This window comes from Rhizobium sp. NZLR1b, assembly GCF_019685155.1.
Classification (GTDB): domain Bacteria; phylum Pseudomonadota; class Alphaproteobacteria; order Rhizobiales; family Rhizobiaceae; genus Rhizobium.
This window is the reverse complement of the sequence record NZ_JABDWC010000018.1, coordinates 56,184-79,487: the sequence shown is the minus strand read 5'-3', so window position 1 is coordinate 79,487 and position 23,304 is coordinate 56,184. Positions and strand designations below refer to the sequence as shown.

General features: G+C 61.0%; 25 protein-coding genes. 9 read left to right on the top strand and 16 right to left on the bottom strand.

The window, feature by feature from the left end:
• Positions 1-8 precede the first annotated feature (8 nt).
• From HJB84_RS23190 to HJB84_RS23175, 4 genes are all read left to right on the top strand, one after another.
• Positions 9-221 (top strand): hypothetical protein, encoded by a 213-nt coding sequence (locus tag HJB84_RS23190; protein WP_221117065.1) that lies wholly within the window; start codon positions 9-11, stop codon positions 219-221.
• The gene (locus HJB84_RS23185; protein ID WP_221117033.1) at positions 218-2,059 is read left to right on the top strand and encodes a hypothetical protein; all 1,842 of its coding nucleotides are present in this window, start codon (positions 218-220) and stop codon (positions 2,057-2,059) included. Before HJB84_RS23190 ends, HJB84_RS23185 begins: the two co-directional genes overlap by 4 nt.
• Positions 2,060-2,081: 22 nt before the next feature.
• Entirely contained in the window at positions 2,082-2,510 is a 429-nt protein-coding gene (locus HJB84_RS23180) for a DUF1515 domain-containing protein (protein WP_221117032.1), read from the top strand.
• A gap of 127 nt (positions 2,511-2,637) precedes the next feature.
• Positions 2,638-2,823, top strand: a complete 186-nt coding sequence (locus HJB84_RS23175) for a hypothetical protein (protein WP_207583389.1) — start codon at positions 2,638-2,640, stop codon at positions 2,821-2,823.
• A gap of 527 nt (positions 2,824-3,350) precedes the next feature.
• Here HJB84_RS23175 and HJB84_RS23170 read toward each other — a convergent pair.
• From HJB84_RS23170 to HJB84_RS23135, 8 genes are all read right to left on the bottom strand, one after another.
• On the bottom strand, positions 3,351-3,551 hold the full coding sequence (locus HJB84_RS23170) for a hypothetical protein (protein WP_207583390.1): 201 nt from the start codon (positions 3,549-3,551) through the stop codon (positions 3,351-3,353).
• Positions 3,552-3,815: 264 nt separating this feature from the next.
• Complete coding sequence (locus HJB84_RS23165; protein ID WP_003587904.1) at positions 3,816-3,983, bottom strand: hypothetical protein; 168 nt, start codon at positions 3,981-3,983, stop codon at positions 3,816-3,818.
• 127 nt (positions 3,984-4,110) lie between these two features.
• Positions 4,111-4,347 (bottom strand): hypothetical protein, encoded by a 237-nt coding sequence (locus HJB84_RS23160; protein WP_207583391.1) that lies wholly within the window; start codon positions 4,345-4,347, stop codon positions 4,111-4,113.
• Between the two features lie 202 nt (positions 4,348-4,549).
• The gene (locus HJB84_RS23155) at positions 4,550-4,993 is read right to left on the bottom strand and encodes a pyridoxamine 5'-phosphate oxidase family protein (protein ID WP_207583392.1); all 444 of its coding nucleotides are present in this window, start codon (positions 4,991-4,993) and stop codon (positions 4,550-4,552) included.
• 93 nt (positions 4,994-5,086) lie between these two features.
• The gene (locus HJB84_RS23150) at positions 5,087-5,233 is read right to left on the bottom strand and encodes a hypothetical protein (RefSeq protein WP_207583393.1); all 147 of its coding nucleotides are present in this window, start codon (positions 5,231-5,233) and stop codon (positions 5,087-5,089) included.
• A gap of 66 nt (positions 5,234-5,299) precedes the next feature.
• Complete coding sequence (locus HJB84_RS23145; protein WP_221117031.1) at positions 5,300-5,662, bottom strand: hypothetical protein; 363 nt, start codon at positions 5,660-5,662, stop codon at positions 5,300-5,302.
• Positions 5,663-5,712: 50 nt separating this feature from the next.
• A complete protein-coding gene (locus HJB84_RS23140; protein ID WP_164010733.1) occupies positions 5,713-5,976 on the bottom strand; it encodes a DUF1488 domain-containing protein in 264 nt (87 codons plus the stop codon).
• Between the two features lie 155 nt (positions 5,977-6,131).
• Positions 6,132-6,434 carry a hypothetical protein gene (locus HJB84_RS23135; protein WP_207583395.1) on the bottom strand — a complete coding sequence of 101 codons (303 nt, stop codon included), beginning with the start codon at positions 6,432-6,434 and terminating at the stop codon, positions 6,132-6,134.
• A 174-nt stretch (positions 6,435-6,608) separates the two neighbouring features.
• On the opposite strand from HJB84_RS23135, the gene HJB84_RS23130 reads away from it, so the two are divergent.
• Positions 6,609-6,998 (top strand): hypothetical protein, encoded by a 390-nt coding sequence (locus HJB84_RS23130; protein ID WP_207583396.1) that lies wholly within the window; start codon positions 6,609-6,611, stop codon positions 6,996-6,998.
• 166 nt (positions 6,999-7,164) lie between these two features.
• Complete coding sequence (locus HJB84_RS23125; RefSeq protein WP_207583397.1) at positions 7,165-7,539, top strand: hypothetical protein; 375 nt, start codon at positions 7,165-7,167, stop codon at positions 7,537-7,539.
• 199 nt (positions 7,540-7,738) lie between these two features.
• Here the strand turns inward: HJB84_RS23125 and HJB84_RS23120 are convergent, their stop codons facing one another.
• Positions 7,739-9,244, bottom strand: coding sequence for a DegQ family serine endoprotease (locus HJB84_RS23120; RefSeq protein WP_207583398.1), 1,506 nt, complete (start codon positions 9,242-9,244; stop codon positions 7,739-7,741).
• Positions 9,245-9,784: 540 nt separating this feature from the next.
• On the opposite strand from HJB84_RS23120, the gene HJB84_RS23115 reads away from it, so the two are divergent.
• On the top strand, positions 9,785-10,822 hold the full coding sequence (locus tag HJB84_RS23115; protein ID WP_221117030.1) for a LacI family DNA-binding transcriptional regulator: 1,038 nt from the start codon (positions 9,785-9,787) through the stop codon (positions 10,820-10,822).
• A gap of 112 nt (positions 10,823-10,934) precedes the next feature.
• The gene (locus HJB84_RS23110) at positions 10,935-11,855 is read left to right on the top strand and encodes a LysR family transcriptional regulator (protein ID WP_221117029.1); all 921 of its coding nucleotides are present in this window, start codon (positions 10,935-10,937) and stop codon (positions 11,853-11,855) included.
• Positions 11,856-11,915: 60 nt separating this feature from the next.
• Here HJB84_RS23110 and HJB84_RS23105 read toward each other — a convergent pair whose 3' ends face one another.
• From HJB84_RS23105 to HJB84_RS23085, 5 genes are all read right to left on the bottom strand, one after another.
• Positions 11,916-12,869 (bottom strand): NmrA/HSCARG family protein, encoded by a 954-nt coding sequence (locus HJB84_RS23105; RefSeq protein ID WP_221117028.1) that lies wholly within the window; start codon positions 12,867-12,869, stop codon positions 11,916-11,918.
• Between the two features lie 269 nt (positions 12,870-13,138).
• A complete protein-coding gene (locus HJB84_RS23100) occupies positions 13,139-15,433 on the bottom strand; it encodes a PBP1A family penicillin-binding protein (RefSeq protein WP_221117027.1) in 2,295 nt (764 codons plus the stop codon).
• 416 nt (positions 15,434-15,849) lie between these two features.
• Positions 15,850-17,346 (bottom strand): sulfate adenylyltransferase subunit CysN, encoded by a 1,497-nt coding sequence (gene cysN, locus HJB84_RS23095; RefSeq protein WP_207583403.1) that lies wholly within the window; start codon positions 17,344-17,346, stop codon positions 15,850-15,852.
• Position 17,347: 1 nt separating this feature from the next.
• Positions 17,348-18,301 (bottom strand): sulfate adenylyltransferase subunit CysD, encoded by a 954-nt coding sequence (cysD, locus tag HJB84_RS23090; RefSeq protein WP_207583404.1) that lies wholly within the window; start codon positions 18,299-18,301, stop codon positions 17,348-17,350.
• Positions 18,302-18,414: 113 nt separating this feature from the next.
• Positions 18,415-19,173 (bottom strand): phosphoadenylyl-sulfate reductase, encoded by a 759-nt coding sequence (locus HJB84_RS23085; RefSeq protein WP_221117026.1) that lies wholly within the window; start codon positions 19,171-19,173, stop codon positions 18,415-18,417.
• Between the two features lie 419 nt (positions 19,174-19,592).
• Between HJB84_RS23085 and HJB84_RS23080 the strand changes: the two genes are divergently transcribed.
• Positions 19,593-20,039 (top strand): Rrf2 family transcriptional regulator, encoded by a 447-nt coding sequence (locus tag HJB84_RS23080; protein ID WP_007626992.1) that lies wholly within the window; start codon positions 19,593-19,595, stop codon positions 20,037-20,039.
• Positions 20,040-20,148: 109 nt separating this feature from the next.
• On the opposite strand, the gene HJB84_RS23075 is transcribed toward HJB84_RS23080, so the two are convergent.
• Positions 20,149-21,492 carry a chloride channel protein gene (locus HJB84_RS23075; protein WP_221117025.1) on the bottom strand — a complete coding sequence of 448 codons (1,344 nt, stop codon included), beginning with the start codon at positions 21,490-21,492 and terminating at the stop codon, positions 20,149-20,151.
• 122 nt (positions 21,493-21,614) lie between these two features.
• Positions 21,615-23,264 carry a choline dehydrogenase gene (gene betA, locus HJB84_RS23070; RefSeq protein ID WP_221117024.1) on the bottom strand — a complete coding sequence of 550 codons (1,650 nt, stop codon included), beginning with the start codon at positions 23,262-23,264 and terminating at the stop codon, positions 21,615-21,617.
• Positions 23,265-23,304 lie beyond the last annotated feature (40 nt).

Here is a 23,304-nt window from a genome sequence, read left to right as displayed (position 1 = left end):
AGGCGGCGGTGATCAAGGGGCAGGCGGCGGCCGGCATCGCGCTGCCGCCCTTGCCCGATGATCTCCGCAGACAGGAGGCGCATGCGCCTGTTGTGGAAGGCGAGCCGGTCATCGCCATCCTCGCCCGCGAGCGCCAGGCGCTCGACCGCGCCAATGCCCGCCAGGGCCGCACCATTCGCTTCTATGACGACCTCACCAGCAGATTTGGAACACGCCGATGATGAATGCCATTTCGCTTGCCCTTGTTAATCCGATGCTGAGTGGCGGGGGCGGGGGCAGCGCAGACCCCGATCGCTACATGTTCTTCGCAACCCGCAATCGCATGCCGTCGGGCACGATCGTCACCGCCGCATCCGGCACGAATTACGTGTGCAGCAAGATCGTCGTCAACACGCCGCAATATAAGACCAGAACCTTCCGTTTCCACTTGTCCGGCTTCGCCTCGACGGAAGGCGGCAACGCGCCGCAGGAGACGGTCGTCACCGGCACGATCGGCACGCCAGGCAATTCTGTGGTCGCCGATGCGATGTTCATCCGGGTCGCCGGTGTCTTTTACCAATGCACCTTCGCCGGTCTGAACACGCTGACGGTTGCCGACCAGACGAACGGCGCCTGGACCGATGAGCTGACGATTCCCGATGTCGACCCGGAAAGCGAAATCGAAATCTGGCTATTCTATCATACCGCCGTCGGCGACAAGATCTGGCCCGTCTACCGCATCCAGAAGCATCGCGGCGAGCGCGTCTGGGGCGCCGGCGATCTCGCCACCCTCCTGGCCTTCAAGGATACCCCGCTTGCCGACAGCACGGCGGCACTCGATACCAATTACGCCACGCAGGCGCAGCCGCAATATTACGGCCCCGACTTCATGGTCGCCAAGGGCGATTGGGATGGAAGGCCGGTCGCGCTTGCTGTCGTCGACAGTCTGGGTGAGGCGCGCCAGCAGTTTTCCGCGGCTGCCGACGCGCGCGGCAATCTCGGCTGGTTTCGCCGCTGGCTCGACAGGAACGGCGGCATCGGCCGCATTCCCTTTTTGATGATCGGCATGCCGGGATCGGGCTCCGTGCGCGAGCTTACCGGCACCGGTGCGGCGATCGCGACCCGGCGCTGGGCCATTCTCGATGAGATCGCCACCTTCAACAGCGGCAAGAAGCCGTTCACCATCATTGCCAACCAGATGGGCCAGAACGACACTGCAGCCACCTACGCCGTCTTCTTCACCACCAACTACAGAAGCCTGATCACAAGGCTTCGGGCGCGCTATCCCGGCGTCAGGATCGTCGCCTTCCCGCCGCTCGGCCGCACCGTTTCCACCCGTACGGTGACCTTGACGTCGGTCGGCACAGTGGTAACCGCAACGATCGCATCCGGCATCAGTGGCCTGGCGACCGGCCAGACGGTTTCGATCTCCGGCGCTGTGCAGACGGAGTACAACGGCAATGTGGTGATCACGGTCACCGGGCCGACCACCTTCACCTATAATTTCGCCGGATCGGCGACGTCGCCGGCAACGGGCTCGATCAGCGCCAACGACCTTTATGCGAGAGCCGAGTATCAAAACGTCTCGGCCAACAACAGCTGGCCGGCGGACGGCACGGATGCCTCCGGCAAATGGCGCCTTCGCAACGACATTCTCGCCAAGACGAGCGGCTGCTGCGACGATGCGATCGACACCTATGCGGCATGGGTTTCCGGCGTCCGGGATGGCGTCTGGCCTGGTATGCTGGAGCTGCCGAGCACCACGGTGACGGTGCAGGCGGGAACGGACGGTGTCGCGAACTACACGACGATCGAGGTTGCGGATGCCAGCATTTTCGGGCCGGAACAAGAGATCAACACCTATGCCGGACCGGATGGCATTGCCCGCCTGTCAACGACATCGATCGGCAGCATCTCCGGCAACACGATCACGATCTCGATCCCGCGCGCCACGGTGCTGCCGGTCGGCTCCATTGTCCGCCCGAGCGTCACGCCGGATGGCGTTCATCCCTATGGCGCCGTAATCGACCGTATCGCCGGCGGCATTCCCCAATCCGAAAAGCTGAAATTTTATCCCTAAGGCATAGCGAGCGGTTACAGAGATGACATCCAATGACGATATTCTCCGCGCTCTCGGGCGCGTCGAGGGAAGGCTGACCGGCATCGAGGAAAACGTGGCACTTCTGCGCAATGAGGTCAGCGATGAAAAGGCCAATGCCCACGATAGCCGCGCCGTGATCCATACGCGGCTCGACAACCAGGCAAGGCAGATCGCAAATCTCGATACCAGGGTGGCGATCAGCGGCGGTGTCGACGCGCAGATCCGCGAGGAGATCAAGAGCCTCAAGGGGACCGTCGAGAAGAACCAGGAGGCGGTGGCGCCGGCGCTGGAAGAATGGAAACGGATGAAATCGATCGGGTACGGGATATCGGGGCTGATCGCCTTTGCCGGGCTGACGATCGGGGGGATGATTGCCTATGCCAGCGACGGCGCGGTGGCAGCGTTAAGGCATTGGTTGAAGATCAGTTGAGCAATTGCTCACGTATTCCGTGCTGCTGCCATTTTGTTGACGACAACGGAGCAAGTAAAACAAATTCTAGACTTTGCTAACGAACAAATCTGTTCCGTGGTGGTTTTCCTCTCAGGAGGAAATAGTCATGAAGAGCATGAACCATCGCCAAGTTCGCATTCCCGGTCCGCGAGAGCATGATGTCGCCGAGCATTGCCGCAAGTTCGGTATCGGTCCGGCGGAGGAGAAGAAGCTGAAGAAGCTTCTCGGATCCCGCGCGCCGCTGCACGAGATCCAGGCCAACGCTCCGCCGCGGCAGCCGCGGTGGCGCTAGCGACGCTTCAACGACCTGTCACTCTTTCACGCCGCATTACGACGATGATTCAAAGAGTGAGAGAACGGAGCAACGAGCCCCAGAGGCGAGGGAGAGAAATCCCGCTAGCGGGCTTCCCAGGTCGCCGATAACGCTGCCGACCCACTCCGACTCGCTCAAAACCCCGCTCCGGCGGGGTTTTTGCTGGCTTGTGATGAAGTTCTCTGTCTTCCCCCGGGGTCGAAGCACACAAGTCTAACGATTGGAACATGACGGGAACAATTGTGACTTGTTCCTCCAGCGGATGTTCCCGCACGCGGGCCTATTTGCGGTGCCGTTCCCTGCGGAACTTCCGACAAAGACTGGCGTTGTGGCCGACGGACCGCGTAGCAGGTCTCGTCTCCTGTACCAACTGCTACCCCTGCAGTCGCTGCGCGGTCCACTCACCCATCTTATATGGCGGAAGCGCTCTGCTTCCTGGCGATGAACGGCAACGATCTCGGCCCGTCAACCGCTCGTGCAGACAAGGCGCGAGCCTTGCAAGCAGATCAATGCTGCAGCTGGCGCGACAGCATGAGGATGTAGTCGTCGGCGATATCGGCGACCACCATGGCGGCTTCTGCCGGCTGATATCCCTTGCAGACCGCGTCACTGACGATTTTCATCACCGCCGATTCAAGCGCCTCCCGGCAGTCGGACAGACTTTCGACATGCGGGGATTTTGCACGAAATTCTAAGACGTTATTCATTGCATACCCTCCATTTGATGTTGCCCGGCCCCTATGCGTGGAAGCTGCCTCTTCGCTAAGAGGCAGGCCACGGTTCCGGCGAACTGCTTCAGGAATAAGAAACGTTACCCTGAGGATACGATGGCACAGGGCCTGACGTATTCAAGCGTATGCTGATATTAAGGTAAGCCAGTAGGGTTAATTCGTCCGCTGATGTTGCATCGTGGCCTCGCAAGCAGATGCGGGGAGCTGTTAGAGTTCCACGCCGGCAAGTCCTATCCTGCTTCAGGCGCTGATGCGGCGGCCGGCCTTATCAGCCTCTTTGCGATTGGCGCCGTATTTTTCGATGATGTCTTTGGCATCCTCGTTGGAAATACGGTGTTTCTTCGCGAAGTAGATGACGTCGTAGGGTCCGTCGGTCGCGGCCGCGTTTTTCGTTTTGTCATTGGTCATGATTTTTCCTTTCATGGAAATGTAGAGCCGAGTGGCGCGTCACGTCAGGACGCGCCAGCTGCATCGTCTCATCAGGATTTGAGAGCCGGCATCACGTCAACGTCAGCCGGATGGGCTTCGTTCCGGATTATCGATGAGACCGGGCTGTCGTATGTTTTTCCCAGATCTGGGTTGCCTGAGCTGCGGTGCCGGTCTTGTGGAAGCGCAGCAGGTGAAGCCCTTCCGCCCGTCGTTTTTCGTCGAAGGCGCTGTTTTCGTAGTCGGAGCCTTCGACGATGCTCTCGCTTTGAAGAACGGCCTTCAGTTCCTGTACGAAGTGTCCGGTGATGTTGAAAAGAGTTTCGTTCTCGGGTGCCTGGTTCATGGTTTTCCCTATCGGTGGTCGCGTGCCATTAAACGCGATGCTGGCTCAGCAACCGCGTTGGTAAAAAGCATCAAGCAATCCGCGCCCCTATGGGAAGGCTGGTATCGGACAGCGCTTAGCCGTGTCTGTCTGGAGTTCCATATATGGTGCAGCAACGCCGCCCTGCGAATCGAGGGGGCACGGCAGGTCTGAAGGCCGCACCTTAAACCACTTGCCTCCCAGATACCATATCAATCGAAATGCCGAAGAATATGGAGGGAGCAGGACGGTCTTCGCTTTCCGAGTTTAAGGCAAGCGATCCGGGTTCCCACCAAAACGGTTGCTTTTGCAGAAGGGACCAGGCGTGGATGCGCTCGTCATGCCGGGCCGGCGTATCGGTCAGCTCATCAGAGGTACCCTGAACAAGCACGCTCTTCCACGTTCGGTTTTCGCTGAATTCTTCAACCTGAACACAGGCGGGTGAATTGGCCCGCAATAGATCAACCTTCAGGCCCGGCATGGAAAATATAAAAAGCCGGTCCTTTTCATACGCATAATGAATGGGAACGATATAGGGATATTTGTCGCCCAGACATGCCAGGTGCCCACGGGTGTGGCTTGCCAGAAAGGCGAGGCAATCTTGTTCACCCATTTCTCGCAATTGCATTTGCGTTGTCCAGTTCCGTCGTCAGCGTTACAGACCCTCGTTTGACAAGCACAGCGAGGCGCGTCTTGGCCGTGGTCCACGGTGTTCCAGCGCCTACCAGAACACATCCTTGAAGACGACATAGACGATAAAAGCCACGCTGATCGCCGGCGTCAATTTCACCAGAAAGTCGATATAGCGGAACTTGCCGACATGCTGGACCAGGCTTTTCCACGAATGGATGTTTACCGTGGCTGACATGATGCCCTCCTTTGGGGCCGGGGAACTCTAACGACCACTGAAGCAGTGCTCGTTCACAAACTGCCACTACACCAAATATGGGTGCCAAACGTCTGCGCGACAAGGCGTGGCCGATTCCCGGTCAGGCAGAGAGATCACGCCGCTGCGCACAATCGCCAAGCGCGGCGCGAGCGCGCCGCGAGGATGGGGCGCGCCCATAGAGGATTGTGCTTTTACCTCAACCATCGCTTCGATCAGTTTCAGGCGATCGAGTTTTTGCCGCTGATCGTCGTAGAGCCTGCCCAACAGCTCGTAGGCTAATCCCGAGGGGCTGCCTTTGACCAGTAGTCTCCCGATCACCATTTCCTGATGGGCAATGCGGCGCGCGGCCTTCACGATATGACAACGTGCAAGCTTGAGGTCTTTCGGCCGGTATCGTGTCGAAACCATATTCTTAGCTCCCCCGCATTTCCGTGATTCCTGAGAAAAACGGAAATACTCTAGCGAAAATCTTCGGCCTTGAGCGTGAAGTTGTTTCCGCGTCGATGCTGATAGGCTCTCGATGCGGCCTCCTGAATGGAAGAACGGGCGGCATCGAAGGCATTAAGGTATGCGGCCTCGGACGAACTCTGCGTGATAGTACTGCCGAGTGCGCCTTCTTCGACCAGAAACCGGACCTCGAACATGCCGTCATAGCCGGTGAAACGCACGCCTTTTCGCACTTCGTCGAAGCTCCGGCTTCTATTTGGAAAGATAAGTGCCATGGCGGTCGATCCTTGGAGGTGGGCGCGGGCCGTTGACTCGGAGCCGGCGATGAACTGGATGCACGTAGAGAACGAGGAGCTTGATGCCAAAGCCTGTCGGCATGTCCGACGCCGACCGATCTCAATGGCCGACCGATCTCAATGGCCGACCGATCTTAATGGATGGTCTGCACGATGACCCTGTTCTCAAGCAAGGCCTCGGACGTCTTGATCAAGCGTACCGTGTTCGCGATGACCTCGTCGGAATAAACAGGGTCCGCACGGGAAATTTCATCCGTCATGTCGCGGAGAACGCTGTTTATCTCAAGCAGAGACGGCACAAGGTCGAGCAATCCATCAGCCGCCAGCCCGTAAGCCAGGCGACCGATCGCCTCACTGAGGTGATCTAAAAGCGCTCGCCTTTCGGAAACCGCCAATGCCGACGGCCTTGTGAGGGTCGCTTCACCGTTGAACTGCATGATGCGTATCCTCCCCCCTCTAAATGGGTTTTGCGACGGCATTATCAATGGCTGCCGGCGAATGAGGTTGCGGCCAGGTGGCAAAGAGCGCAAGCTGAGCGATCGGCGGGCACGATAAGGGCACCGTCGCTTGGGGCGCGCACGTGAACCCTAGCCCCAATGAAGGAGGACACAATGTCTTCCCCATCTGATCCGTTTTTCGATGTCACCAATTTGAGAATGCTGGAGCGCATTCTTCGAAAGGCCGGTTTCCGTGGCGGCGAAACTTACGCGATCGATATCAGCGAGATCAGCGCGACGAGTTTCCTCATTCATTGTTTCCAAATAGGCATCGTCGATGAGGCCGCGCTGAGATCGGCTTTGAGAATGTATCTTGCAACCCAGTTGAGTTCGAACCCGCGTCCTCAGGCGATCGAAGACGCGTCTTTTGCAAGATGGCAGGATGACGGCGGCGCTCCGGAGAAGGCCTATCGGATTGGCCGGTATACGGCGCCCCGGCGTGCCAACGCATCGCGACGGCCGGTCGGTTATCGCTTTCCAAAAACCAGGCTGCCTGAACGATGATCGGTGAAGGCCGCCGAACGCGACAGGGCAGAATTATCGCTTCTAAATCGCCGCATCGAACCTGATTCATGTTCGTAGTTAGGCGTGTCGTTTTTCCTGAACGGCTACACGCGTCTGAACGGCATGCATCGCGATCTGATGTGACACGACGAAAAAGGATGAAAACATGTCCCGGAACCGCGCCGATCAAAAGGACGACGCCGGGAAACGCGCGATCATCGCTTCGGCGCAGAAGAGCGCAACGTCAAGCCCGACTGCCGACGATCTGATCACACAGGCTCGTCACGCCCGCTCACCGTCGGCCGAGCACGGGATCGATAGGGGTGCTAACCAAGCCTATGGTGTGGCGCGGACACACAAAGGTCCGTTCGACAACGCCACGGCATTCAGCGCGCCCACCTACGAGCATGATCTCCCGACGAGGCAGCAATTGGAGGCCGCCCAACGCAGCCAATCCGATGCGATAAATCAGCAGGAGGCAAACCGTCAAAGAGGCAACCACGGCAGTCAGACAAAGAGGGCGAAGCGGAAATCTCCCTGAGCAGACGTAGGGCGAGAGCGACCGCATTCTGCAGGTACGCATCCATGTCTTCGCCGACCAAGCCGAACACGGTTCGAACGCCACCACGCCGGTCGGTCGAAAGCCCGCTCTCACGGGCTTCTCCTTTCAACCTTCAACTTGAGCCCTCAGGCCGCGCTGAACGGCACGGCGACGAAGGTCTTGCTACCAGACGCGGCCTTCAGACCGCGGCAAATGGCACGGCGACAAAAGTCTTGATACCGTCGCGTTCGACGAGCAGCAGCACCGATTTGCGGCCGGCCTTGCCGGCGTCGGCAATCGCGGCCTTGACGTCGCGGCTGTTGTGAACCAGCTTATCGTTGACCGAGACGATGACATCGCCCGACTGGATGCCGGCGGCAGCGGCCGACTTGTCGGGATCGACGCTGGCGACCACCGCGCCGCTGACGGCGCGCGGCAGGTTGAGCTGCTGGCGCATGTCGACTGTCAGGTCGGCAAGTCCGATCCCGAGGCTCGGCTGGCCGCTGCTCTCGCCCTTGTTGTCCGAGCTTTCGGCCGCAGCCTGCTTCTGGCCGTCCTCATTGCCGCCGACAGTGACGTTGAGATCGATCGTCTTGCCGTCGCGCCAGATGCCAAGGGATTTTTTGGCGCCCGGCGAAAGGTCGGCCACCAGCCGCGACAGATCCTTCGGCGTCTTGACGGTCTCGCCGCCGACCGAGGTGACGATATCGCCCGGCTTAACGCCGGCCTGCGCCGCCGGCGTATCGGCGGTAACGGCGGCAACCAGCGCCCCGCCTGTCTTGTCGAGGCCGACGGCATCGGCGACGTCTTTCGTCACCGGCTGGATCTGCACGCCGAGATAGCCGTGATCGATCGAGCCGTTTTTCTGCAGCTTGGCGACGATCGCCTTGGCTTCATCCGAGGGGATGGCGAAGCCGACGCCGACGCTGCCGCCGTTCGGCGAATAGATCGCAGTGTTGATGCCGACGACATTGCCGCTGCGGTCGACGAGCGGTCCGCCGGAATTGCCATGGTTGATCGGCGCATCGATCTGGATGAAATCGTCATAGGGCCCGCTGTGCAGGTCGCGGCCGCGCGCCGAGACGATGCCTGCCGTCACCGTCGTGCCGATGCCGAAGGGGTTGCCGATCGCCAGGATCTGGTCGCCGAGCTTCAACTGGTCGGAATCGCCCCAGGCAATCGTCTGCAGGGGCCTGGGCGCCTCGATCTTCAAGACGGCGACATCGGATTTCGGGTCGGTGCCGATCAGCTTGGCCGGCAGTTCCGTGCCGTCGTCCAGCGTCACCTTGATGTCGATGGCATTGTCGATGACATGGTTGTTGGTGACGATCACGCCGTCCGGGCTGATGATGAAGCCGGAGCCGAGCGCCATCGCCTGCTGGGAAGGCCGGTTTTTCGGTGCCTGGTGCGGCAGCGGGATGCCTTGATCCTCGAAGAACTGGCGGAACTGCTCGTCCATCGGCGAGTCCTGTTGGTCGGCGCTGACGTCGGTCGCCTTCATTGTCGTGGTGATGGTGACGACGGCAGGTTTGTCGGCATCGACGATGGACGCGAAGGAGCCGCTCGCGGCCAAGACGCCGCCGCTATCGGCTGGCGCGGCAATGGCGTTCGAGCCGTTGATGGTGAAGGGCAGACAGGCCGCGCCGGCGATGATGGCCGCCCCGACCAGCGCTGCAGCGCGGTGTTTGCTTAAGATGTGTGACATGGTGATGGTCCCTTGCGAGAGTGTTGGCTTTGGATGGCGTCGTGGTTCCACGTCTTGGGACCTGGCGTCGGATGGCGTTTGGCGCCAATGCCTCCGATCGCAGCGCAGTCGTTGGGGTGGCGACCGGGACAATCGAAGAATTCGCGCTCGGGATTCATATGATCGCGGCCGGCGGATTTACAAATTAAATATTGATCATGTTTATATTGCCGATTTGTAAGACATTACTGGAATTTAATCTTTGTGCCGACGGTTTTTGAACCGGGTGCCACACGCTGGGTCTTCCGGCCGAGGTTTGGCTTCGCAGCGCGTTCTCCCCAGCGATTTTCATTCGAAAATAAATGGACTTATTCCCGAATCCGTTGATCCGATCGCCGCATGCGCCCGTAATTTTGCCGACAGATGATCATGCTGCTGTTTCTGGAAATTGTCTGCCCGAAACTTGTTGCGAATATAAAATGTTAGTAGACTCTAAATTATTTCTTCTGCAGAAAGTATAGACTGCGAATCGGCGGGTTTCGCGGCAGCATATGAGGGGCGATGGGCAAGGCAGTGGAGCGGGGGCGCAACGGCAAGCGCGGCGCGCATGTGACGTTGAGCGATGTGGCGAAGAAGGTGGGCGTCAGCCCGATCACCATCTCGCGCGCGCTTCGTAATCCTGAGATCGTCTCGGAGGATCTGCGCGAGGTGATCCTGCGCACGGTCGACGAGATGGGTTATATCCCCAATCTTGCCGCCCGGGCGCTGGCCGGCCGCCACAACGGCAGCGTCGGCGTCATCACGCCCGCCTTGCATCAATACGGCTTCACTGGCCTGATGACCGGTATGGAGGATCGCTTCCGCGGCACCGAGTTCACCGTGCAATATTCCAATACGCTGAACCATGGCGAGGGGGAGGCCGGCCTGCTGAAATCTTTCCTGACGCAGAAGCCGGCCGGCGTCATCATCGCCGGCGCCGAATCCTATCGTGATCTTTTGCCGCTGATCGAGCGTGCTGCCTGTCCCATCGCCCATATCGCCGATCTCAGCCAGGAGCCGCAAACCCTGGTCGTCGGCCTCGATCACTATGCGGCCGGCGCCGAACCCACCCGTTTCCTGCTGTCGAAGGGCTATAACAGGATCGCTTTCATGGGCCGCGGCGCGGATGTCCGCTCGCGCCGCCGCATCGAAGGCTATGAGGCTGCGATGCGGGAAGCCGGGCGTTTCGACCCCGATCTCATTATCGGCGGCGATGCGCCAAGTCGCACCGGCCTCGGCAGGGAGTTGTTTTCCACGCTGTTGCAGCGCGTGCCGGATATCGATGCGGTCTTTGCCCAGAGCGACGAACTGGCGCTTGGCGTTCTCATCGAATGCGCCGTGCGCGGCATCCGCGTGCCGGAGGATGTCGGCATCTGCGGCTTCAACGATCTGGAATTTTCGGCCTTCACCGAGCCGTCGCTGACGACGGTGCACATACCGCGCTACGATATCGGCTACCGCGTCGCCGACATGCTGCTGCGCGCCGTCCGCGGCGAGCCAGCTGATGAAGACAAGGCTGACTTGGGCTTTACCATTATTCCGCGGGGTTCGACGCGGTAATCTGGTCAGACACACCGACAATAGACGTGGAGCCTAGCCTTGCGGAAGCTTGGACTGGGCATAGTCAAGATTATTCCGTATATGGGTGAAATGACAATCACTGTGCTGAAAAATGGATAAGGCGGGACTGTCTTTTGACAGAATGCGCACCTTTATTCGCGTCGCCGAGCGCAGCAACCTGTCGATGGTCGCAAAGGAACTGGGCGTCGGCCAATCCACCGTGACGCGGCACCTCAATGAACTTGAGGAGGCTGTCGGTGTGCCTCTTCTCAGCCGAACCACGCGTCGCGTCACCCTTACGGAAGAAGGTAGTCGCTACTATACCAACTGCCTTCAGATATTGCGCCTGGTCGAACAGGCTGCTGAAGAAGCCAGAGATGCCCGTCAAGCCCCTGCTGGCGCAGTTCGCCTTTCCTGTACCGCAGCACTTGGCGTAATGCATGTCACGCGAATGATCTTTGACTTTCAGGACAGGCACCCGGATATCCGCGTCGACCTCAACCTGACGGACGAGCGTATCGACCTGGTTCGCGAAGGCGTCGACGTGGCGCTCCGTCTTGGACCTCTCGCCGACAGCTCGATGAAGCTTCATGCGCTCGGAGAGAGCCAGCGGCTGCTGGTCGGCGCTCCGGCTTATTTTTCTGTCCGCGGACGGCCGCAGCGCCCGGCCGATCTGTCGCGCCACGAAACCGTTGTGATGTCCAACGTGGCAGGCAGCAATCAGCTCCTTCTTTCCTCTCCCGATGGCGCCAGCCTGATGGTCCCGGTCAGCGGCCGTTTGCGCGTCGATCACGGGCTTGCGGCGCGCGAAGCCCTTGCCGCCGGCCGCGGCATTGGTCCCACACATCTCTGGCTGGTTCACGATCTTCTGGAAGACGGCCGGCTAGAGGTCGTGCTTGGCGACTATCGGCCTTCGCCGGTTCCTGTAAGCTTGCTGATAGTTCCGGAGCGTGCAGCCATTGCCCGCGTTCGACTCCTCGTCGACTTTCTGGCCGCCGAGGTCGCTAAGCTGCCGGGAATCCGGCCATCGTAAGCCTCTTGTTTTCAGGCATCCCGTTCTCGCAAAACCGCTGCCGCACCTTTGCGAGACGCTTCAACCTCCGAAAGAGCGCTTGTCGCCGCGCCACCCCGACGTCCGCAGAAACTGCTCCCAGCCGAGCGTTCCGGGATTCAGGCGACGGCTCCATTCGAGATCGTGCTCCTTGCCGAAATAGCCATACTCGACAGCATATTCGACCATCCCGAGAATCTCTCGAACGAGAAGTTCGTTGGCGGCAAACTCCGGAAAATAGGCGAGCAGGCCGTCCCTGGTGAACGCATTTCGATACTCGGCCTTGAGGCCGGTCACGCGTTGAAAGGTTTCGACCATCTCGCGCGGAGAAATGATATCGCCGACGATCGGCAGCGTTTTGCCGTTGTAGCGCTCGGGGTTCGAGAAGATCTCGAGGACAACAGGCCCGGTCGCCGTCAGCGGATCGACAAAAGGTGCTGCGAAATCTTCCGGCAGATAGATCGGCAAGAGCAGGGTGTCGCCTTCCATGCGCGGCGCATAATATTCACTTAGATTCGTATAGAAGAATGCCAGCATAATGAAGGAATGAGAGATCGGCAGGCCGCGAATGTAATCTGCAACGCGCGCTTTATCGGTAAAATGCGGCGCATATTTCGTCCCACCGGTGATCTTGTCGATATTCTCGAGCGTGCTGAACACAATGTGCCCGACGCCGGCCTCGACGGCCGCATCCGCCAGCTGCCGGCCGAGCGGAGCCTCGCTTGTCTCCGGCGGGGCGATCGGCGGCGTCATCAGAAAGGCGCCATCCGCGCCCTTGAACGCAGCAACGAACTCATTCTGGCGGCCGAGTTCGAGAGGCACGGTGGCGATTTCAGCGCCGAGCTTCTCAAGACGTAGAGCTTCGGGCGAATCCTTTTTCCGAGTGAAGGCACGGACGCGGAAGCGCTGGCTCTCAAGAAGCGTTGCAACGACGCTGCGCCCCTGTTTGCTCGTTGCACCGGTAACCGCGATCAATAGCTTGTTGTCTGTAGACATAGCTTCATCCTTTCCCTGTCATTTGCCGCCGACCAGAGTGGCAGGCGTCTTTACAAGGCAGCGCAGTCGGTCCGTGCCGATAGCCACCTCGACTGTGGCTACCCTATCGAAACAGGCTCTATCGCTGTAGATTGCTGAAAAGCATAAGATAATGCCGTTTTATGGATAAGTGGCGCCCGGCCGGGCGCCGATACCAGTCGGTAGCGCATCACGGATCGGAAACACCGGCAGTCAGGGAAGGACGGGCGGCTCGATCTCTGCCATCCACATCACTTTTCGCAAAGCCTTCGGCCGCCGGAATATGGCTGATAGGTACAATCGGACGGTCGAAAGGAGCGGTAGCTGCGCGAGCAGGCGGTGATGTTACAGGACTGCGGCGCGCCTTGGCCCTCGACGGCTGCTTCTGTCGATCGCACTCCGTCCAACGTCGGTTCGGTCGTCGCCTCGCGCATGAAGTCCCGCCAAATATGCGCTGGCAGGGCGCCGCCGGTCACCCCCTTCATCGGCGCGTCATCGTCATTTCCAACCCAGACACCGACGACGAGGGCTTCCGTAAAGCCGACGAACCAGGCATCACGATTGTTCTGGCTCGTGCCGGTCTTACCGGCGGCAAACGTGCCGGGATCTGCTCCGCGTCCAGTACCGCGCTCGACCACCAACTGCAGAAGGCCGAGGAGATCGGACTGGTAGGGCGAAAGATCGACATTCGGCTTTGATTGTGAGCCAACGCGAAACGTCTTGGGCTGCCCTGCCGCTTGAAAGTCGATGATGCCCCAGGGTTTGACAGGGGCCCTGCCGAATTTGACGGACGCATAGGCGCTGGTGAGGTTAAGCAGATTTACTTCGGATGTGCCAAGCGCCAATGACGGCGTGTTGGCCAGTGGCGCATCGATGCCGAGTTCGCGCGCGGCTGCGATCACATTGTCTAGACCCACCTCTTGCGCAAGCGTCACTGACGCGGCATTGAGCGATCGCGCGAACGCCTCGGCAAGCGTTACCCAACCGCGATAGTTGCCACCGGAATTTTCTGGCGACCAGCCGTCAATGTCTATTGGCGCGTCCAGAACCTGGTCGGACAGAGTGAGCCCAGCCTTCAATGCTGCGTAATAGACGAACAGCTTGAAGGTGGAACCCGGCTGGCGCATCGCGGTGACGGCGCGGTTGAACTGGCTCGCCTTGTAGTCGCGCCCGCCAACCATCGCAACGACCGCGCCGTCGGGCGTCATCGCAACCAACGCCGCCTGCGATGCTGCGACCGTCTTTCCTTCACTGTCCAGGGCTCTTTTCACGACCCTTTCGGCGATCTGCTGCAATGTCGGCACCAGCGTGGTGCGCACCGTAGTCGAACCCGGCGAGGAGCCGGCGATTTCGCTCGCTTGCGGCGAAATCCAGTCGGCAAACCAGCTTCCGGAACGCGGCGTTGGTGTCGTTGGGTGCAGGCTGGCAAAGCTCGTCTTGGCTTCCGCCGTCTGCGGCGCGGTGATCTTGCCATTGGCCGCCATCGCATCGAGGACGACCATGGTGCGCTGCCGGGCGCCTTCGAAATTGTCGATGGGATTCCATTGGCTCGGCGCCCGCAGCAATCCCGCCAGCATCGCCGACTCAGGCAGGTTGAGGGCGCCGACATCCTTGTTGAAATAGATGCGCGCGGCGGCAGGCATGCCGGTAGCCCCCGCGCCAAGATAGACGCTATTCAGATAGCGCGTCAGGATTTCCGCCTTGCCGAGCTTCCACTCCAGCCAGAATGCGATCACGACCTCCTGAATCTTTCGTTTTATTGTTCGGTCGCTGTCGAGGTATTGCAGCTTGATCAGTTGCTGGGTGATAGTGCTGCCACCCTCCACCACCGAGCCGGCCTCCAAGTTCCGCAGAAGCGCCCTCGCGATGCCCCTGGGATCGATGCCGAAATGACCCATGAACCGGCGATCCTCAATCGAAAGGACGGCATCGATCAGATGGGGTGGAAACTGGTCGTATCGAGCATATGGCCCTTGATAAGGTCCCTGTCTTACCAGCGGCGCGCCGTCGGCGGTTTCCAGCACCACGACCGGCTTTAACGTTCCATCCCGGATTTCGCTCCAGGGCACGTCTTTCAGTGCCCACACCAGAATGCTTCCGACGAGGAGGCAGACAACAAGGAAGGACCCGAGAGCGAATTTCCACCAGCCCGTAATGAGCGATGCGCTCCAACGGCTTTCACGCTTTGAACGCCGATCGCGAATACCGCGCCCGGCTTTGACCAAAGCAGTCGCCATCCAGTTGTGCGGAGCTGGCGGGATTCCAAGCGGCGCCGACCTCCTTGGCTTCGTCCTCCAAGAAAATGCGGCCGTCTTGATCTTTGCCACAGCAGAACTTGCCTGCAAATCTTGACGTATCGCACGTAATAGAGTCCTGACGGCCCGTCTGGTTTGGTCGAAGGATCCGTGGGGCGGCTGCGGGTCTTCGACTTGGGTGGTTCCCGGCGAATCCAAGGCGGCCGCTTGCGCTGCCGAATCTGGGGTCTGATCGCGACCCGAGCTCGAGCTGCTAACGCTTTCACCTGAGGATTCGGGAGAATTGGGCATCGATTACCGCTAAAAAGCCAACGCACAATGACCTATATAGCCGGGGATGCGGACTGTTCCACCGCAAAAGGCCCCAACGGACTGCTGCGATGACAATGACGGCAACCATGCACCAGACATCGAGAGGGCAACCGCCACGTTGAAGCCGCTCTCAGCCAGCCAGGAGGTCAAGACTTGGCGAGGGGATCAGAGCTGGGCTTCGAGAGAAGTAACGGGGTTTCTCCTGCCTCCCAGGACCATTTCAGATAGCCGCAATCGGCCGAAAGCCGAGGTGGAGAGCTTGTCGCAACGTCCCAGGACCTGATCGATTTCATTACTGCAATTTGCGCCATCGCCGTTCGGCAGGAATCCGCCGGCCGCAGTCACCGGATTCGGCCTCGCATAAGAGGCCAGTGTTGCTGGCCCCTTATCTCTTATCAAATATCACTTGCAGCGCTCGACCAGAGATCGGCCGCTTCGGCGGCGGTCATGCGGCGCACCTCGGCCTCGTGGCTGCGGCTGGCGAAGAGTTCGCTGGCCATGATCTGTTCGGCAAGATCGGCCGGCAGCGAGAGGATGACGCGGCCTTCGCCATTGTGCAGGCCGCCGAGTTCGGTACGCTTGCCCGTCACCATGCCGCCGGCAACCGTGTTGTTGGTCTCCGGGTCGATCAGGATGAAGGAGCCGGACAGCCGGTTCTGCTCATAGGGGTCGAAGATCGCCGCTTCCTCGAAGACAAGCCGGACTTTGCCGATGGCGTTCATGTAGAGCCGCTGGGCAGCAGTCCAGGTGCCGGTCTTCAGCTCGAGTTGACTGAGCGGCTGCACCTGAACGCGCTGGCGGCGCGAACCGCTCTTCAGCCAGTAGCGTTTTCCGGGCTCGATGCCCTCAGGCTGCAGCGCGACGATCTGCGCGTCGAAGGCAAGGCCGACCTGCGGCTGGGCGTCGATCGAGACGATCATGTCGCCGCGCGCCACATCGACCTGGCGGTCGAGCACCAGCGTGATCGCGTCGCCGGCAACGGCAGCGTTGCGAACGAGATCGAAGGTGACGATCTTCGAGACATTGGCGACCATGCCCGACGGCAGGATCATGACGCTGTCGCCTGGCTTGACCGAGCCGCCGGCAACCGTGCCCTGATAGCCGCGGAAGCTTTCGCCCGGGCGCGACACGCGCTGCACCGAGAGCCGGAAGCCGACCGTCTGCGACGAGCGTACGGTCGCAAGCTCCAGCGTCTCCACCAGCGTCGGGCCGCTGTACCACGGCATGGCGGCCTGGGCGGAATAGACGACGTTTTCGCCCTTCAGCGCCGACATCGGAATGGCGGTGATCTGCTTGACGCCGAGCGACAGGGCAAATTCCCGGAATTCATGGGTGATCTTGTCGAAGCCGGCGCGGTCGTAGCCCGTCAGGTCGATCTTGTTGACGGCAAGCACGAACTGCTTGATCCCGAGCAGCGAGGCGATCGTCGCATGACGGCGGGTCTGCTCGAGAATGCCGAAACGGGCATCGACCAGCAAGATGGCGAGGTCGGCCGTCGAGGCGCCGGTCGCCATGTTACGGGTATATTGCTCGTGGCCGGGCGTGTCGGCGACGATGAAGGAGCGCTTGTCGGTCGAGAAATAGCGATAGGCGACATCGATGGTGATGCCCTGTTCGCGCTCGGCCTGCAGGCCGTCGAGCAGCAGCGCGAAGTCGGGCAGGCCGAGATCGTTCTGCTTGCCGGTGGAATCGCGCTGCAGCGTGGCGGCCTGGTCTTCCTTGACCGCCTTGGTGTCCCAGAGCAGGCGGCCGATCAAGGTCGATTTGCCGTCATCGACGCTACCGCAGGTAATCAGGCGCAACGGGCGCGTGTCGCGCTGGGCCTTCTGCGGCTCGGCGGCGGGCAGGCTGACGACGGTGGCGGCCGAGACGGCGGTTTGGGCTGCGGTCATCTCAGAAATATCCTTCACGCTTCTTCTTTTCCATGGAGCCGGACTGGTCGCGGTCGATGGCGCGGCCCTGGCGTTCGGACACCGTTGCGATTTCGAGTTCGGCAATCACCTCTTCGAGGGTGGTCGCCTGTGAGCGGATGGCGCCGGTCAGCGGGAAGTCGCCGAGGGTGCGGAAGCGGATCATGCCTTCCTGGCGGACTTCGCCGGGCAGCAATTCCAGGCGCGGATCCTCGGCCAGGATCATCATGCCGTCGCGCTCCACGAACGGCCGCTTCTTGGCGTAATAGAGCGGCACCAGCGGAATGTCTTCGGCCTGGATGTAGCGCCAGATGTCGACCTCCGTCCAGTTCGACAGCGGGAAGGCGCGCACGCTCTCGCCCTTGCGGATCATGCCGTTATAGACGTTCCACAGTTCCGGCCGCTGGTTGCGCGGATCCCAGCGATGGTCCGGGGTGCGGAAGGAATAGATCCGCTCCTTGGCGCGGCTGGCTTCCTCGTCGCGCCGCGCGCCGCCGAAAGCGGCATCGAACTGGCCGGCATCGAGCGCCTGGCGCAGGCCTTCGGTCTTCATGATGTCGGTGAAGGCCGCCGAACCGTGGGTAAACGGCGTGATGTTTTCGGCCGCGCCGCGCGGATTGATGTGTTCGATCAGATCGAGTTCGTACTTCTTGGCGGTCGCGTCGCGGAAGGCGATCATCTCCCGGAATTTCCAGCCGGTGTTCACATGCAACAGCGGGAAGGGCACGCGGCCGGGATAGAAGGCCTTGCGCGCCAAGTGCAGCAGCACCGAGGAATCCTTGCCGATCGAATAGAGCATGACCGGACGCTCGAATTCGGCGGCGACCTCGCGGAAGATGTGGATGGATTCGTTTTCCAGCGCCTTGAGATGCGGGTCGAGTGGCGCCTTGGCGCTCTGGGGATTGCTGAGTTCCGTATCCGGACGGCTATCGGGCATGTTTTACTCCAGACTGTCGATCCTTTGCGGTTTGCCGCAAAGCAGTTCCTGATGCTGGCTTTCCCAAGGCTGCGGCGGTGGCCGCGCCCGGGTTCGGTAAGCCGTGAATTTGATTATTGTGCGGCGATCACCGCGGCCTCTTCGGCGACATGCAGGCCGCATTCGCGCGTCTCGTCCTGCTCCCACCACCAGCGGCCGGCGCGTTCCGGCTCGCCGGGCTTGATTGCCCGCGTGCAGGGCTCGCAGCCGATCGAGGAATAGCCACGCTGATGCAGCGGATTGACCGGCACGCCGTTGTCGGCCACGAAGGCCTTGATTGCCTCCAGGTCCCAATCGGCGAGCGGATTGACTTTCAAGAGGTGGCGTTCGGCGTCGTATTCGGCAAACGGCGTTTCGGCGCGATTGGCCGATTGGCCACGGCGCAGGCCGGTGATCCAGATCGCAGCGCCTTCCAGCGCACGCGCCAGCGGCTTCAGCTTGCGCATGCCACAGCAGGCATGCCGGGCTTCGACACTCTCGTAGAAACCGTTGAGGCCGTATTGCGCCGCATAGGCGTCGATGTCGGCCTGTTCAGGCTCGAAGCGGCGGATCTGAATGTCGTACTGGCTTTCCGTCTCTTCGATCAGCGACAGCGTCTCGGCAAACAGCCGGCCGGTCTGCAGCGTCGCAACATCGATCGGCAGGCGGTGCGTGCCGATCTCGGCGGCGATCACCTGGTCCTCGATGCCGAGCGAGGTGGTGAACACCACGCGGCCGCCGAGGCCGGAGACCAGCGACAGACGTCCGGCGAGGTCAAGACCCGCCAGCGCGTCGTTCAGCGCCTCGGCTCTAGCAATCGGCCCTTCTTCCGCAATCGTATTGTTAACAGTCATGGGAATCCTGTCCTTTGTTGACGGGAGTATCGCAGCTCAGGCTAGGGTCGGACAGAAAAAGGGATTTCGAAAGCTGCGGCCGGAGGAGCAAATATCTCTCCGAAGCTGCCGCGATGCAGAAAAGCAGCCGCCCGCGGACGAAATCCGCGTTGGCAGCCTGAATGTCTATAAGATTTGTAGACTTACACGCGGCCTGTCAATCCGAAATCTGAAGTGATGCCGAAAAAGATGCGGAAGACGCGGTTTAGGCGTAAATTGCGCCGGCTCGGCCGAGGGTGAAAACAAGGCCGAAAACGCTTGATCCTCAAGGCTTTCTCCGGTGCGTTCAAATTCCGTTCATGCTGGCTATGCCATAGAGGCGAAAGTACTTCCGTAGCGGTGCGAAGATTCGTGCCGCCTGTGTGTGTCGATGGTCTGAGATGATTACGCAAAAGGCGAAATATGCGCTGCGGGCGCTGACGGTTCTGGCGGATGCCGATGCTGACGAACCGGTGATGATTTCCGATATCGCCGCGCAGCAGAAGATCCCGAAAAAGTTTCTCGAACAGATCCTGCTCGACCTGAAACATCACGGCATCGTCGTCAGCCGCCGCGGCAAGCAGGGCGGTTATCTCCTCTTGAAACCCGCCCACACCATCACCTTCGGCGAGATCCTGCGCATCGTCGACGGCCCGCTCGCGCCGCTTCCGTGCCTGTCGATCACCGCCTATCGAAAGTGCGACGATTGCGACGGCGAGCAGAACTGCCAGATCCGCCACGTCTTCGCCAAGGTGGCTGACGCCACCCGCAAGGTGCTGTTTTCGACGACCATCGCCGATGCCGCCCAGCCGGCCCGCACCGCCGAAGTCACCCGGCTGCTCGCCTGAGCGACGATCGGCCGGTTTGCCCAGTGCTGTTGCGCGTCATTCACAACGGCAGGGTGTTGCGACCATCGCGGATGCCGTGGGTCGAAGTCACGCCTCTCGTGGACCGATCTCAGCTTTCCGCCAGTTCCCTGGCGCGCCGGGCCCTGATCGCTGCGGCAATGAAGACGCGCGACAGGCCGTGATAGAGCGGCTCTCGCGACAACAGGCGCGAGGTGACGTAGCCGATCATCGATACCGCCATGATCGGGATGACGGCCTGGTGATCGCCAGTCATTTCCAGAATGATGACGAAGGCCGTCATCGGCGCCTGCACCACGCCGGAGAAATATCCGGCCATGCCGAGGATCGCCGCAAGCGCGATGCCGCTGCCCATCAACTGGCCGACCGTGCTGCCGAAACCGGCGCCGATGGCGAGTGAGGGCGCGAAGATGCCGCCCGGAATTCCCGAAATCATCGACAGGAAGCCGGCAGCAAGCTTTTCGAGGAAGAACAGCAGGGGCAGGGGATTGCCTTCGACCGCGCCCTTCGCCTGGTCGTAGCCGGTTCCGAAGGTCGTACCATCAGACAGGATACCGATGACGGCGACGGCGAGGCCGCAGGCCGTTGCCAGCATGACCATCCGCCGCAGCGGCTGCGAATGCGTGAAGCGGCGGACATGCTGGCCGATATGGAGCGCAAGCCCGCTGAAGGCTGCACCGAGCGCGCCGCCGCCGATGCCGCAGACGAACACCAGTTCCCAGTCGCGCAGCGATGCCGGCGCCACCGCGGTAGAGCCGAAATAATTGTAGCTGCCGGCAAGCCCGAGGGCGGCAAGGCCGGACAGGATGACGGCGGTCAGAACCAGGCCGTTGGCGCGCGATTCATAGGTCCGGCTCATCTCTTCGATCGCAAAGACGATGCCGGCGAGCGGCGTGTTGAAGGCGGCGGCGATGCCGGCCGCCGAACCGGCAAGGATCAGTCCGCGGGCCTGCGCCATGCCGCCGAAGCGGGCAACCGCCAGCATGATCGATGCGCCGACCTGCACGGTCGGCCCTTCGCGGCCGATCGATGCGCCGCTGAGCAGCCCGAGCACCGTCAGCACGATCTTGCCGAAGACCAGCCGCAGCGACAGCAGGCGGGTGCGGTCTTCCGGATCGCGCAGGTGCCGGGCGGCAATCGCCTGCGGAATGCCGCTGCCCTGCGCATTCGGGAAAAACGTTGCGGCAAGAGTGGCCGACAGAATGAAGCCGAGCGGCGTAATGACGAGCGGCAGCAAAAAGCTCCATTCGCCGGAGGTGGTCACGCCGGCAAAAGCGCGCTGGGCGAGATCCGCCAGCCTGGCAAAGCCGACGCTGATGACGCCGATCGCAAAGGCGCCGAACCAGAAAATCAGCCGCGGGCGCCAGAGCGCGAGGGAACCCCATAGAACACGGGATCGACGAAGAAGTCTGGACTTGCGATACAACACGGGCATGCCGGAGCGGATGTTGAACAGAGCCTCTTCCTAAACCGGTTTGCAGGGAAAGAACCATCTCTTTCTTCGAAATTCGCCGCCGACGAACTTCGCCGACAGGCAACGATAGCTCTCTCCAACCATCACCGATCGCTCACCGCCGCCCTTGGATTGACCCACGGTTCCTGGTTCGAGCGCGCCAGCGGCTGTTTGCCGAGGATATGGTCGGCGGCCTTTTCGCCAGTCATGATCGACGGTCCGTTGAGGTTGCCGTAGGTGACGTGCGGGAAGATCGAGCTGTCGGCGACGCGCAAGGCCTCGACGCCGATCACCCGGGTCTGCGGATCGACCACTGCCATCGGATCGTCCTTGGCGCCCATCTTGCAGGTGCCGCAGGGGTGATAGGCGCTTTCCAGATGTTCGCGCAGGAAGGCGTCGATCTCTTCGTCGCTTCGTACATTTTCGCCCGGCTGGATTTCCGGTCCTCGATAGTTCGCGAAGGCGCTCTGCCCGAAGAGCTCGCGGGTGAGGCGCACGCAGTGGCGGAATTTCTCCCAGTCCTCGGCATGGCTCATATAGTTGAAGCGCAGCACCGGGTCGGCCTTGGGATCGGCGGAGCGCAGCGTCACGCTGCCGCGCGATTTCGACAGATTGTAGCCGACATGCACCTGGAAGCCGTGGCTTTTGGCCGCCGCCTTGCCGTCATAGCTGATCGCCACCGGCAGGAAATGGTACTGGATGTCGGGTTGCTTCAGCCCGGGCGCGGAGCGCAGGAAGGCACAGGCTTCGAACTGGTTCGAGGCGCCGAGCCCGCCCTTGGAAAGCAGCCATTGCGCGCCGGCCACGCCTTGCCAGAACCAGGGCAGCCAGGAATAGAGCGACACCGGCTTGGTGCTCACCTGCTGGAAGTAGAATTCCATATGGTCCTGCAGGTTGGCGCCGACGCCCGGCCGGTCGGCCTTCACCTCGATGCCCATTTCTTGGAGATGGCCGCCCGGACCGATGCCCGACAGCATTAGCAGCTTCGGCGAATTGAACGAAGAGGCCGAGACGATCACCTCGCGGCTTGCCTTGACGACCTCTATTTTGCCGTTGCGCTCGATCTCGACGCCGGTCGCCCGGCCGTCCTCGATGACGATCCGGCGCGCCAGGCCGTAGATGATCCCGACATTTTTCCGCTTCAGCGCCGGTTTCAGATAAGCGTTGGCGGCTGACCATCGGCGGCCGGAAAAGATGGTCTGCTCCATCAATCCGAAGCCTTCCTGCTTGCTGCCGTTATAATCCTCCGTCGTCTCGAAGCCCGCCTGTTTGCCGGACTCGATGAAGGCGTGGAACAGCGGATTGGTGAAGCCGCCGCGCTGAACGTGCAGCGGCCCGTCGCTGCCGCGCCAGCCTTCCTCGCCGCCATGCGAATGCTCCATCCGCTTGAAATAGGGGAGAACATCGGCATAGGCCCAACCGCCGGCGCCGAGTTCCTCCCAGCGGTTGAAATCCTCAGCATGGCCGCGCACATAGACCATGCCGTTGATCGAGGAGGAGCCGCCGATCACCTTGCCGCGCGGCGCGGTGATGCGCCGGTTGTTGAGGTTCGACTCCGGTTCGGACAAATAGCCCCAATTGTAGCGCTTCATGCTCATCGGCCAGGCAAGCGCTGCTGGCATCTGGATGAACGGCCCGAAATCGCTTCCGCCCGCCTCAATGACGAGGACGCTATTCTTGCCGTCGTCGGAGAGGCGATAGGCGAGCGCCGAGCCGGCGGAACCGGAGCCGATGATGACGAAATCTGCTTGCATGGTTCTTTCTCTCGCGTTTTGCTTCAGTCGTCGCGGCGCG